This window comes from Halanaerobium polyolivorans (assembly GCF_020711195.1).
In the GTDB taxonomy this organism is placed as follows: domain Bacteria; phylum Bacillota; class Halanaerobiia; order Halanaerobiales; family Halanaerobiaceae; genus Halanaerobium; species Halanaerobium polyolivorans.
Genome location: NZ_JAJFAT010000008.1, coordinates 50,967 through 63,780, shown reverse-complemented (window position 1 = coordinate 63,780; position 12,814 = coordinate 50,967). Strand labels below are relative to the sequence as shown.

Genomic DNA, 12,814 nt, shown 5'->3' with positions numbered 1-12,814 from the left:
TGAGAATATTTAGCTGTAGTTAAAAGCGCCAGAACCTGATCTCAAGAGATTAAATCAGGTTGACGAGGGAGAGAGTTATCGAGTTTTCGGCGGATGCTCTCAGGTAGCAGCCTTTCTACCTTAATATTATCTTTTAAAATTGGTGGGTAACTGCTGAGACAAAGAAGATAATAAAAAGCTGATACTTTAAAAACTAAATAGAAATCTTTAATATTCTAAGAAATCTTTAATATTGTAAAAAAGCGCAAAATAAATGGAGGTCAATATATATGTGTGGAATTGTTGGTTATATAGGAGATAAAGAAGCTGCTCCAATACTTCTTTCTGGTTTAAAAAAGTTGGAATACCGAGGTTATGATTCAGCTGGAATAGCTGTTCAGGAAGAAGAAGGGATAAAGCTTGTTAAAAAACAGGGGAAATTAAATAAACTCAATACAGCTGCAGAAAATGAGATTTTTAATGGAGTGACCGGGATAGGTCATACCAGATGGGCAACTCATGGTAAGCCTTCTGATAGAAACTCCCATCCTCATACAGATTCTGTAGATGAAATCGTTGTTGTCCATAATGGGATCATTGAAAACTTTAGTGCTTTAAAAGAAGCTCTGCTTGCTGAAGGAAAAGAATTCACATCTGAAACAGATACAGAAGTAGCAGCCCATCTGATTGCTAAGTATTATGATGGTGATTTAAGAGCTGCTGTAAACAAGGCAATTACTCAACTTGAAGGTTCATTTGCCATGGCTGTGATGTCTAAAGCTGAAAAGGATAGAATAATTGCAGTCCGTAAAGATAGTCCATTGATCGTAGGCCTGGGGAAAAACGAAAACTTTTTAGCTTCTGATATTCCTGCTTATCTTGATTATACAGACGATTTTTATATTCTGGAAAATGAAGAGATGGCTGATATTAGACAGGATAAAGTAGAAATCTACTCTTTTAGTGGCAGTTTAATTGCTGACAAAAATAGTACTAAGATCAATTGGAGTTCAGAAATGGCCGAAAAACAGGGCTATGAACATTTTATGTTAAAAGAAATCAATGAACAGCCAGAATCTTTAAAATGGCTGCTGCAGGATCGTCTGCAGGCTGGTAAATTGGATTTAAGTGAAAGTGGTTTAAAATCAGATTGGCTTAGTGATTATGATAAAATTCATGTTGTGGCCTGTGGAACTGCCTATCACTCTGGTTATTTAGCTAAATATCTACTTGAAGATATGCTGAAACTGCCGGTAGAAGTAGAAGTTGCCAGTGAATATCGTTATCGTAACCCTTTAGTCAATGATAAGACATTGATGATAGTTGTCAGTCAGTCGGGAGAAACTGCAGATACACTAGCAGCCTTGCGCTTGGCCAAATCTAAAGGGGCAGATGTCTTAGCCCTAGTAAACGGCAGAGACAGCAGTATTGCCAGGGAGTCGGATATGGTGCTTTATTTAAATGCTGGTCTAGAAATCGCCGTGGCATCAACCAAAGCTTATACTAATATGGTTGCAGCTTTTTACATGCTTGCTGTAGATGGTATGAGGCAGAGAGCTGATATTGATGCTGAGACAGTAAAAAAATACACCAATGACTTGATTAGATTACCTGAGCTGAGCAGACAGATGATCAAGCAAAGTGAAGAGAAAATCAAAGAAATTGCTCGCTCATATGCTGAACAAAAACATATCTTTTTTATAGGTAGAAATACAGATTATACTTTAGCACTGGAGGGAGCCTTAAAGTTAAAGGAGATTTCATATATTCACGCTGAAGCATATCCAGCAGGTGAACTAAAACATGGTACTCTGGCCCTGGTTGAGGAAGGGGTTCCTGTTGTTGCATTAGGCAGTAGAACAGATATTTTCAATAAACTCTTCAGTAATTTAAAAGAGGTTAAAGCTAGGGGTGCAGATACATTTTTGATCACAATGGAAGGTCAAAATTATGAAAAAGAAAGTGTAGATCATGTATTTGAATTACCTCAATTAAATCAATATTTTGCTGGTTTATTGGCTATAATACCTCTGCAGTTATTGGCTTATTATACTGCTTTGGTCTGTGGTAAAGATATAGATCAGCCCAGAAATCTTGCCAAAAGTGTTACTGTTGAGTAAGCAAAAGTGAAAATATTGACTTAATAAAAGCTCACCGGGTCAGTTTTCTCTGGCCCGGTTTTTGCATTTATAGCTTAATTTTAATATAATTATAAAGAGTAAGTATTATTAATTTGCTTAAACAATTGTAGTTCAGTCAAGAAAGAAGGTTTAGTTGATGATAATTGGAACAGGAATTGATATTGTAAAAAAACAGCGTATTGAGAGGCTGATTAAGAAATATGGAGAGAGATTTTTGCAGAAGATTTATTTAGCTTCTGAAATCGAATACTGCAGTAAACAGACCAACTATGCTGCCTCTTATGCAGCGCGTTTTGCTGCTAAGGAAGCGCTTTTAAAGGCCTTAGGAACTGGAATGCGTAATAACAGCTGGCAGGATATAGAAATTTTAAATAATGATTTAGGTAAACCAGAAGTTAAATTATATAATAAAACTGCTGAACAGGCAGCAGAGATGAATGTTGAAAAAATATTTTTAACTATCTCACATGAAAAAGATTTTAGTATTGCTCAAATTATTCTGGAAGGAGCTTAAAAATGTATGTCCTAAGACCAAAATCAATGGCTAAATCAGATCAAGAAACTATAGATGCTGGCTTTCCAGAAATTTTACTGATGGAAGCAGCAGCCAGGGGAACAGCAGAATTGGCCGATAAAATTATTAAGCATAACTTTTTCTATCAGGCTAATTATTATAAAAATTCAGCAGAACTGGATAAAGAAGATATCAATATTTTAATCTTTGTTGGTAAAGGTAATAATGGTGGTGATGGTTTGGCTGCAGCCAGATTTTTAGCAAACTGGGGTTATAAACCGGAGATCATCTTAAGTTCAAGCGAATCTGAGCTTAGAGATATCAACCAAAAAAATTATGAATTAGCTTTATATAACAAAATAAAATGCAGCAGCTATGATAATTTAACTAAAAAAGAGCTGGAAGCAAAACTAAAAAAAGCCGAGCTCATAATTGATGCATTATTAGGTACGGGAATCAAAGGTGAGGTTAGGGGAAATGCAGGAGAAATTATTGCTTTGATCAATGATTTAAAACAAAAAAAGGCAGTGGTCTTAGCTGTTGATATCCCTTCAGGTATTAATGGTTTAAACGGTTCAGTTCTAGGTAGGGCGATTAAAGCTGATCATACTGCAGTAATGGCTGCCTATAAAAGGGGTTTACTGCTTTTTCCCGGTGCTGATTATGCCGGTAAAGTTAAGATTATTGATATTGGTATCAAAGAGTCTGTACTGGCAAAAAATTCTGAAGGTGTGCAGTTGATGACCCAGAACAAGGCCAAAAAATTTCTACCGCAGAGAAAAAGAGATGGCCATAAGGGAACATTTGGCAGAGCTGCATTTTTGGCAGGATCACGTGGTATGGATGGTGCTCCACTGCTCAGTGCTGATGCTGCTTTAAGGAGTGGTTCAGGTCTTGTTTATCTGCTTTTAGCTGAAGAAATAGAAAGAGCTGCTTTTGAGTTAAGAGAAGTTTTAACTAAAAGTCTGCCTTCTAAAAATGGAATTATTTCTGAAAAGGCGGTTGAAAGCATTCTTGACTTCGCTCAAAAGCTAGATGTTTTAGCAGTTGGCCCAGGATTAGGTTTAAATAAAGCTAGTAAAAAGGTGATAAAAGAAATATTAGAAAATTTAGCAGTACCTCTGGTTATGGATGCTGATGCTCTTAATTCGATTTCTGATTTAGAACTTTTAAAAAAATATCAGGGAGAGATATTATTGACCCCTCATCCCGGTGAGATGGCAAGATTAATAGATCTTTCTCCAGCTCAAATAAATCAGAATAAGATTGAGATAGCCCAGGAGTTTGCAGTTAAATATCAGCTTAATTTAATACTTAAAGGAGCTTTAACAGTAATAGCGGCAGCAGATGGAAGGATTTATCTTAATAATACTGGTACAAATGGAATGGCCACAGCTGGTAGTGGTGATGTCTTAACTGGTATTGTTTCAGCCCTGATTGGGCAGGGAATGGCTCCATTTGAAGCAGCAGCTTTAGCAGTTTATGTACATGGCAGAGCCGGTGAAAAGGCTTCTTTAGCTAAAAGTGATTTTGGACTTAAATCAGGAGATTTAATCGAATATTTAACAGAGGTATGGAAGACTTTAACTTAAAAATAAAATACAAGGAGAGAGAAGATGATTTTATCAGATAAGACAATTAAAAAGATGCTTAAAGAAAAAACTTTAATTATAGATCCGGTAGATAATATACAAATTCAACCTGCCTCTGTAGATATGAGGCTGGGTAACGATTTTTTAAAAGTGAATGAAAACAGTCTACCCTTGATGACTTTAACTGAACAGGTTAGTTATGAGGAAGTAATAGGAACAGAAATTATTATTCCTCCCCACTCTTTTTTATTGGCTACTACCAAAGAATATATCAAACTACCTGACAATGTAACAGCCTTTGTTGAGGGAAGAAGTTCTATCGGTAGAATGGGTCTTTTTATTCAAAATGCCGGCTGGGTCGATCCAGGTTTTGAAGGTCAAATTACCCTTGAATTATTTAATGCAAATCGTTTACCTATCAAATTAGAAGCAGAAAGAAGAATCTGTCAGTTGGTTTTTGCACAGATGGATAATTCCGCTCAAAACCCATATCGAGGTAAATATCAGGGACAGAAAAATACTGTGGGCACAAAAGTTTTTGAAGATATAGAGAACAAAAACAGTTAAGTTGGAGGTATTATGATGGTTACTTTAGTTATTTCGGAGATAGATAAAAGTATTGGACCAGGTGATATTGTAGGAGCTTTTATAAATGAAGTTGGTACTGACAGCAATAACATTGGTAAAATTAGAATAGATAAAAATTCCAAAAAAGCAGAGGTAGAAGTTGAACTTGCTTCTGCAGCAAAGATTATTGAAACCATGGATGGCAACCAAATTGGTGGAGTAAAGGTTAATATCAAGGCCAAAAATCCTGATGATTTAGTAGATAAAGAAATTATGGATTATTATAATAAATTTTCGCAATTGCTGCAATTAGAAAGAGAAGAAGAAATAGATAGACACAAATTAGAAATTAAGTATTTAAGCCCTAGTGAAAGACAGGCTAAGGGTAGAGCTATGCTTGATTTACGGGGCAAAGATGCCGGCACGGCTTTTGGGCATAAACCTCTGGTAAAATTCAGCTCAAAATATTCCGGAAAAAAATTACCTGAAACAGAGATAACAACAGGTGATCTGGTAATGATAAGTTTAGATAAACCATTACATCCCAATAATCCAACCGGAACAGTAGCTGAAAAAACAAGTTATTCTATCACAGTCGCTTTTGAAAAACACCCCCCGGAATTTATTTATAGTAAAGGGGTAAGATTAGATTTGTTTGTCAATGAAACCAGCTTTGATAGAATGTTTTCTGCCTTAGAAAAAGTAAAAAAACCTCAAAATAAAGTTGAAGAAAGAAAGCGAGATATTCTTTTAGCAAAAAAAGGCTTTAAAAATGCAGCCAAATCAAAATTCCAATCCAACTTTCTTAATCAAAGCCAGATAAAAGCTGTAGAACATTCTCTAGCAGCAGAAGACTTTTATTTAATTCAGGGACCACCAGGTACGGGCAAAACAGTTACTGCGGTTGAACTTATCTGTGAAGCCGTCAAAAATGGAGCTGAGGTTCTGGCAGCAGCCCAATCCAATACCGCTGTAGATAACTTATTGGAATTGTTAGTTGAAAAAGAGCTTAATGTTATACGGGTTGGTCATCCGATTAGAGTTAACAAAAAATTGAGAAAACATACCCTTGATGATAGGGTTTTAAAACATCATTCTTATATGGAAGCTGAAAAATTGAGAGATGAAGTCTCTGATTTGATTAACAAACAGGATTCCTATATTTATCCAGGTGGAAAATACAGGCGAGGTCTTTCAGACCAGGAAATCAAAGAATATGCAGAAAGAGATATAGAACATCATGTGCGGGGAATTAGCCCCAGGGTAATTGATGAAATGGCAAGCTGGCTTGAACTGCAGTCAAAAATAGATAAATATTTTAAGCAGATCGAGAGATTAGAAAAACAAGCAGTTGAAGCTGTTTTAAATAAGGCTGATGTGATCTGTTCGACAAATATAACTGCCGGTTCGGAAATACTGGAGGATTTTCATTTTGATTTAAGTGTGATAGATGAAGCAACCCAGGCAACTCAGCCTGCTGCTTTGATCCCATATTTTAAGGCAGATAAAAGCATTTTACTGGGAGATCATAAACAACTTCCCCCAACGGTTATCAATCAAAAAGCTGCTGGTGAAGGCCTTGCAAAATCCTTGTTTGAAAAACTCTCTGAGCTGCATGGAGATGATGCACTTTCAAGCTTGATTATTCAGTACAGAATGAATAGAAAGATTATGGGGTTTTCAAGTCTCAACTTTTATAATGATAGTTTAAGAGCTGACCCTTCTGTTGCAGATGCCGATTTAAGTGATTTAGGAATTAATCCTCAATCAGAAAAATGTTTCACCGAAAAAGCTCTAAAAGCAGAATTTCCAATGGTCTTTTTAGACACCATAGATATGGAGGCTGCGGAAAGATCACTGAAAGCTTCAAGTTCTTATGATAACCCGGTTGAAGCAGAAATAGTTTTGGATATACTTGATAGAGCAGTTATGCTTTCTATGGATGAACATCATATTGCTGTAATTACACCTTATAAAGATCAGGTTGATCTTTTAAATCAGCATAATAATTTAGCAGAAATAGAAATCGATACAGTAGATGCATTTCAAGGTAGAGAAAAAGAGATGATCGTCTTTTCTGCTGTAAGAAGTAATGATGAAGCCAATATTGGTTTTTTAAGAGACTTAAGAAGGCTAAATGTGGCTTTAACAAGGGCCAAAAGAAAAGTAATATTTATCGGTGACAGCAGCACTATTTGTGAACACCAAAGCTACAAAAATTTATTGACCTATATCAAAAGGGTTGGTTTATATTACAGGCTTTAAAAGACGGTTTTTTTATTGACAGCTTTTAAAAACTAATGTATAATTAAAACAGAATTAATTTAAGGCTTTTCTCAATCTTTTTTACAATGAGGTGGGGTAAACAGTGGAGAGGCTGCATCGGGAAAAAAACCTTAGTAAAACAGAAAAAGAAAAAATAATCAAAGCAATGATTAATGGTTACAAAAAGATGGCAGAAGTAAATGAAGATTTTATTAAAAAGGTTTCTCTACTTGAAGATGGGGCTAAATAGTCTCATCTTTTCGTTTAATCAATCAGGCGGAGGTGGAAGTGTTGGTAGAATTAAAGCAGCTAAAAATAGAGTTGCCGCAGGGGCTTGTTGAAGAAATAGAGAGTTACTGCAGTGAAAATAATGAACAGCGCAATAATTTTTTATTAAAAGCAGTAGAACTATATTTAAGAGAACTTAAAAAAGAAGAGGTTAGATCACTTCTTAAAACAGGATATCAAAAAATGGCCGGTCTAAATCAAAAATTAGCAGATGAAGGTTTATCTAGTGACTGCTATTCATATTTATGTTATGAGCAAAGACTGGTGGAGTGTGAAAAAATTGAAAGTAAAAAGAGGTGATGTTTTTTACGCAAATTTAAATCCGGTAGTAGGGTCAGAGCAGGGAGGTACTAGACCGGTTTTAATAATTCAAAATGATATCGGAAATAAATATAGTCCAACCGTAATTGTGGCAGCAATTACTTCCAGGATTAACAAAGCAAAGCTGCCCACTCATGTTGAAATCCCTGCTGATTACACCAACTTAGACAAAGATTCAGTAATTTTACTTGAACAGATTAGAACCCTTGATAAAAAACGTCTGCAGAGGCATATTGCTCATTTAGGTGATGATGTGATTGAGGATGTAAATACCTCTTTAGAAATAAGTTTAGGATTAATAGATCTTTAAAAAATTTATCTAAATACTTGACATTGTGAAAAAAATATCGTATACTCATAGTGTATATTTTTTGACAATTCAAGTGAATTAATTCACTAATCTTTTCCAATTTCTTTTTTATTGCAAATTTACTCAAAATAAGTTATTATTTTATTATGGAGGCTTAAAATGAAACTAAAAACACTTAAATCTCTTTTGCAAACAAATACCATATTTGAAGAAAGTGAGATAGCCGATGATTTTGATGTGGTCACAGCCTGTGGAGCTGATTTGATGAGTGATGTGCTGGCTCTTTCTAATGATAAAACTCTACTTTTAACCGGGTTAACAAACCCTCAGGTGGTTAGAACTGCTGAAATGGTAGGTATTAAAATTATAGTATTTGTCAGGGCCAAAGAACCCCAGATTGAAACTGTTGCTCTTGCAAATCAATTAGGTATTTTTCTTTATTCCACAGCCAAACCACTTTTTGAGGCTTGTGGAATTTTATATAACAATGGGGTTGGAGCAGAAGAGATCAATTATTTATAAACTCCAAATCTATTTTTGTTAGTCAGGAGCTGAGTTTTTTATATGAAAAAAGAGATATTGGAAAAGGAGATTGAAAGTTTTAATTTTCAAAGTGGTGGAGAAGCTTCAAGTGAACTGAAAAACAAGCTTAGAAAACTAGGTATAGATTCAAAAATAATTCGCAAAACTGCCATAGTGACCTATGAACTAGAAATGAATGTAATTATCCATTCTTTAGGGGGAAAAATCACGGCTGAGATCTCAGAAGATGAACTTGAAATTAAGGTTTCTGATCAAGGGCCTGGTATTCCCGATATTGACAAAGCATTAACCCCTGGTTTTTCTACTGCAAGTGATGAAATTAGGGAGATGGGCTTTGGCGCAGGAATGGGTCTTGTTAATGTTAGAAGATATGCTGATGATTTTTCAATAAAGTCAAATGAAGCAGAAGGTACAACTGTTAAAATAAAGATGATATTAGCTAATTAATTTTAGCAGGAGGGTTATAATGACAAAAAAGCATTCTGTGCTTCTAAAAGAAGAAAAATGTGAGGGCTGTACAAATTGTGTAAAAGGCTGCCCTACAAAAGCAATAAGGGTACACCAGGGTAAAGCCTGGATTAAAGAAGACCTTTGTGTTGATTGTGCAGAATGCATAAGGGTTTGTGAATATCATGCTAAATACAGCAACTCTGATCTACTTGAAGAAATTCTTAGTCATGATTATCCGGTCTTATTAATCCCACCAAGTTTTTACAGTCAGTTTTCAGCTGATATTTCTTCTGATAAAATAAAAGCTGCTCTTTATAAGCTTGGTTTTAAAAAAGTTTATGATGTAGCAGAAGCTGCTGCTGCTCTTTCCCGCCGAAGTTTAGAATTTCTTAATCAAAACTCTGCTAATTATATTTCTTCTTCCTGTCCTGTCATCGTCAGGTTGATTAAATCACAGTATCCGGATTTAATAGAGATGCTGCTGCCTATGAAATCTCCGGTAGAGCTAATTGCAGAAAAAGTAAAAAATGAACTTAAAAATGAGAACAATATTGCTGCTTCTCTATTTTTTTTAACTCCCTGTCCTGCAAAAATGACAACAGTTAATAGAGCTATCGGTCAGGAAAAAAGTTTTTTAGATGGGGCAATAGCGGTTGATAAGCTTTATCAAGAAATATACCCTCTACTGGGAGAAATAACTGAGGATGATATCAAAGAATCTGACAAGATTCCTTTATCAATAGCCTGGGGTAATCACGGAGGATAAGAAGGAATACTTAAATCATGGCAGGAAATTAACACATTAAGTGTCTCAGGGATTCAAGCTGTTAAAAAGCTCTTAGATGAGATAGAAAGGAATAATATTTCTGATGAGATATCTTACTTTGAGCTAACATCATGTGCAAATGGTTGTTTAGGTGGGATTCTAAATGTAATAAATCCTTATCAGGCGGCCTTTAATTTAGAAAGCAGAGTTAAAAAGTTAAAAAAAGAGCTGAATAAATGCAAATTAGATAGGGTTAATAAAGAAGACAAAGCATATAATTTCGAACTTTCTCAAGCAATAAAAGCAGATAATATTGTTAAGCTTGATAAAGACTTTAAAAAAGCAATGCAGAAATTAGAGCAGCTGCAAAAAGAAATAGAGCTGCTGCCTGGACTTGATTGTGCAGCTTGTGGTGCTCCAGACTGCAAAACATTTGCTGAAGATATAGTAAATGATCTTGCAGTAAGAACAGACTGTACATTTATGTTGAGAAAAAGAATTAGTGATCTTGCAGGTGATCTTTGTGAACTGGCAAATTCATTACCACCACTGATTAATGGTGAGAAGGAGGAAGATTATGAATGTTAAAGACCTAGTTGAAAAATTTAATCTCGAAGTAGTTGCTGGACCAAGTTTGGACAAAGAAATTGATGGTGTATATGTTGGTGATCTCTTAAGCAATGTTATGGCAAGAGCCTCACAAGATAATCTCTGGTTAACAGTACAGGGTCATCAAAATGTTGTTGCAGTTGCCTTATTGGTTGATCTTTCTGCAGTAATTTTAGTCGAGGATTTTGAATATGATGAAGCTGCAGTAAAAAAGGCCTGCCAAAAAGGGGTCAATCTTTTAAGAACTAAAAGAAAAGCTTATAAATTAGCCTGTAGTTTATGTGAAAGCAATATTTAAATGTTAAAATTTAAGTCAGATCTTCATCTTCATTCTGTGCTTTCTCCCTGTGCTGATTTATTGATGACACCAGCTGAGATAGTTAATAAAGCAAAACAAGAGGGAATAGAAGTTCTAGCCTTAACTGATCATAATTCTGCTGAAAATGCAGAGGTGTTTAAATATTTTTGTGAACAAAACGATATATTTTTTATACCAGCTATGGAAACTGAAACTCGAGAAGAAATTCACATATTAAGTTTTTTTCCTGACTTAGCTTCATTATTTGAGTGGCAGGAAATAGTTTATGCTAATTTACCTGAAATAGAAAATGATGAGGATTTTTTTGGTCCTCAAATCAAATGTTCTTTTTCAGATGAATTTCAAAGTAAAGTGGGGCGTTTTTTGGCTGGCTCATCTGAGTTGAGTTTAGAAAAGTGTTTAAAGACGATTTCATCACTTGGTGGGATAGTAATTCCATCTCATATGGATAGGAGAAATAGTATTATTAGTCAGCTGGGTTTCATACCACCAGAACTTGGAATTGAGACAATAGAAATCTCTAAAAACACTACAATAGAGGAAGTTTCAAAAAAGCAGCCTCAACTTCTTTGCTATCAGATGATTCAAAACTCTGACAGTCATTATCTAAAGGAGATTAGATCTTATCACAATTTAGTTATGGAAGAAAGAAGTTTTGCTGAATTTCTAAAAGCAGTTAAAGGAGAAAAAGGCAGAAAAATCATTTTAAGTGAAAATTAATTATCAAGGAGGCAATTATTGATGGCACATCTTAAAGGAGAAAAATTAGCAAAATATTTAAAACCTGTAAATGAAATTTTGGGAAGATATGAGAGCAAAGAAAGATATTTAATCCCAGTTTTACAGGAAGCTCAGGAAGAATATGGTTATTTACCTGAAGAGGTACTAACTGAGATTGCACTTGGTTTAAATCTTTCTTTAAGCCAGGTTTATGGAGTAGTAACTTTTTACAGTCAATTTCATCAGGAACCAAGAGGTAATAATATCATCAGAATATGTATGGGAACTGCTTGTCATGTAAGAGGTGCAGGCAAAATCATGGATGTACTCAAAGAGGAACTTGAAATTGATAGTGGAGAAACAACTGATGATCTAGCCTTTACATTAGAATCAGTTGCCTGTATTGGTGCCTGTGGTTTAGCACCTGTAATCATGGTCAATGATGATACCCATGGCCGCTTAATCCCAGAAGAAATTCCTTCAATTCTGGCAAAATATAAATAAAATGAGGGAACTATCACTACATATTCTCGATATTTTGGAGAACTCAAGAAAAGCAAAAGCAGATAAGATTGAGCTTCAAATCTCAGAGAATCCTGGGAAGAATTCATTTATAATTATTATTGCTGACAATGGTAAGGGTATCAAAAAAGAGCTATTAGAAAATATCACAGATCCTTTTGTTACTTCAAGGACAACAAGAGAAGTAGGACTTGGTCTTTCTCTATTTAAAAATGCTGCTGAAAGAACAAATGGAGATTTTGAGATCAAATCTAAAAAAGGCAGAGGAACAGTAGTAAGGGCTGAATTTGAATATGATAATATTGATCGAGCTCCACTTGGTGATATTGCTACAACTATCAGCAATTTTATTGCTGCTAATGGTGAAGAGTTAGAAATAATTTATGAACATTCTTTTGCAGACGAAAAATTTGAATTTGACAGCAGGGAAATAAAAAAAGAATTAGATGATCTTTCTATACAATCCTCAGCTATTGTAAGCTGGATCCAGGAATATTTAGCAGAAAATATCAAAGAAATCCGCGGAGGTGAAGCTTTTTAATGAAATCTTTAGCAGAATTAAAAGAATTGAGAGATAAAGTAAAAAAAGATATGAAAAAGCGTGATCAGGGAACAAGACCAGAAATAATTGTTGGGATGGGAACTTGTGGTATTGCTGCAGGTGCCAGAGAAATCCTAAAAGCAATTTTAGAAGAAGTAGAAACCAGAGATATTGATGTAAGGGTAACCCAAACAGGTTGTATAGGAATGTGTGAAAAAGAGCCTTTAATAGATGTAAGAATGCCTGGTAAAGAAAGAATAACCTATGGGAATCTAAGTACATCTGATGTAAAAGAAATTATCAGCAAACATGTAATAAATGGCAATGTCGTACAGGAATTAGTAATCGCTAGACATAGTGAATAATT

Annotated in this window: 17 protein-coding genes; all 17 read left to right on the top strand. The window is 34.9% G+C overall.

Going from position 1 to position 12,814, the window contains the following annotated elements:
- Positions 1 to 269: 269 nt before the first annotated feature.
- On the top strand, positions 270 to 2,099 hold the full coding sequence (gene glmS / locus LJ207_RS06855; protein WP_229345479.1) for a glutamine--fructose-6-phosphate transaminase (isomerizing): 1,830 nt from the start codon (positions 270 to 272) through the stop codon (positions 2,097 to 2,099).
- 157 nt (positions 2,100 to 2,256) lie between these two features.
- Positions 2,257 to 2,634, top strand: coding sequence for a holo-ACP synthase (gene acpS / locus LJ207_RS06850; protein ID WP_229345477.1), 378 nt, complete (start codon positions 2,257 to 2,259; stop codon positions 2,632 to 2,634).
- Positions 2,635 to 2,636: 2 nt separating this feature from the next.
- Positions 2,637 to 4,226, top strand: coding sequence for an NAD(P)H-hydrate dehydratase (locus tag LJ207_RS06845; RefSeq protein ID WP_229345476.1), 1,590 nt, complete (start codon positions 2,637 to 2,639; stop codon positions 4,224 to 4,226).
- Between the two features lie 24 nt (positions 4,227 to 4,250).
- A complete protein-coding gene (dcd, locus tag LJ207_RS06840) occupies positions 4,251 to 4,793 on the top strand; it encodes a dCTP deaminase (RefSeq protein WP_229345474.1) in 543 nt (180 codons plus the stop codon).
- 15 nt (positions 4,794 to 4,808) lie between these two features.
- On the top strand, positions 4,809 to 7,058 hold the full coding sequence (locus LJ207_RS06835; RefSeq protein WP_229345472.1) for an IGHMBP2 family helicase: 2,250 nt from the start codon (positions 4,809 to 4,811) through the stop codon (positions 7,056 to 7,058).
- A 103-nt stretch (positions 7,059 to 7,161) separates the two neighbouring features.
- Positions 7,162 to 7,308 (top strand): hypothetical protein, encoded by a 147-nt coding sequence (locus tag LJ207_RS06830; RefSeq protein WP_229345470.1) that lies wholly within the window; start codon positions 7,162 to 7,164, stop codon positions 7,306 to 7,308.
- 41 nt (positions 7,309 to 7,349) lie between these two features.
- Complete coding sequence (locus tag LJ207_RS06825) at positions 7,350 to 7,646, top strand: CopG family transcriptional regulator (protein ID WP_229345468.1); 297 nt, start codon at positions 7,350 to 7,352, stop codon at positions 7,644 to 7,646.
- Positions 7,627 to 7,977: a type II toxin-antitoxin system PemK/MazF family toxin gene (locus LJ207_RS06820; protein ID WP_013406361.1), complete on the top strand. Its 351-nt coding sequence runs from the start codon at positions 7,627 to 7,629 to the stop codon at positions 7,975 to 7,977. Before LJ207_RS06825 ends, LJ207_RS06820 begins: the two co-directional genes overlap by 20 nt.
- A gap of 159 nt (positions 7,978 to 8,136) precedes the next feature.
- Positions 8,137 to 8,499 (top strand): hypothetical protein, encoded by a 363-nt coding sequence (locus tag LJ207_RS06815; RefSeq protein ID WP_229345466.1) that lies wholly within the window; start codon positions 8,137 to 8,139, stop codon positions 8,497 to 8,499.
- A 42-nt stretch (positions 8,500 to 8,541) separates the two neighbouring features.
- Positions 8,542 to 8,967, top strand: a complete 426-nt coding sequence (locus LJ207_RS06810; RefSeq protein ID WP_229345464.1) for an ATP-binding protein — start codon at positions 8,542 to 8,544, stop codon at positions 8,965 to 8,967.
- Positions 8,968 to 8,986: 19 nt separating this feature from the next.
- The gene (locus LJ207_RS06805; RefSeq protein WP_229345462.1) at positions 8,987 to 9,736 is read left to right on the top strand and encodes a [Fe-Fe] hydrogenase large subunit C-terminal domain-containing protein; all 750 of its coding nucleotides are present in this window, start codon (positions 8,987 to 8,989) and stop codon (positions 9,734 to 9,736) included.
- Positions 9,737 to 10,081: 345 nt separating this feature from the next.
- Entirely contained in the window at positions 10,082 to 10,324 is a 243-nt protein-coding gene (locus LJ207_RS06800; protein ID WP_229345460.1) for a (Fe-S)-binding protein, read from the top strand.
- On the top strand, positions 10,314 to 10,643 hold the full coding sequence (locus LJ207_RS06795) for a DRTGG domain-containing protein (protein ID WP_229345458.1): 330 nt from the start codon (positions 10,314 to 10,316) through the stop codon (positions 10,641 to 10,643). Before LJ207_RS06800 ends, LJ207_RS06795 begins: the two co-directional genes overlap by 11 nt.
- Positions 10,644 to 11,384, top strand: coding sequence for a PHP domain-containing protein (locus tag LJ207_RS06790; RefSeq protein ID WP_229345456.1), 741 nt, complete (start codon positions 10,644 to 10,646; stop codon positions 11,382 to 11,384).
- Positions 11,385 to 11,405: 21 nt separating this feature from the next.
- Positions 11,406 to 11,888, top strand: a complete 483-nt coding sequence (gene nuoE, locus LJ207_RS06785; protein ID WP_229345454.1) for an NADH-quinone oxidoreductase subunit NuoE — start codon at positions 11,406 to 11,408, stop codon at positions 11,886 to 11,888.
- A 1-nt stretch (position 11,889) separates the two neighbouring features.
- Entirely contained in the window at positions 11,890 to 12,447 is a 558-nt protein-coding gene (locus LJ207_RS06780; protein ID WP_229345452.1) for an ATP-binding protein, read from the top strand.
- Complete coding sequence (locus tag LJ207_RS06775) at positions 12,447 to 12,812, top strand: (2Fe-2S) ferredoxin domain-containing protein (protein ID WP_229345450.1); 366 nt, start codon at positions 12,447 to 12,449, stop codon at positions 12,810 to 12,812. The genes LJ207_RS06780 and LJ207_RS06775 overlap by 1 nt, the downstream gene beginning before the upstream one ends.
- Positions 12,813 to 12,814: the final 2 nt, after the last annotated feature.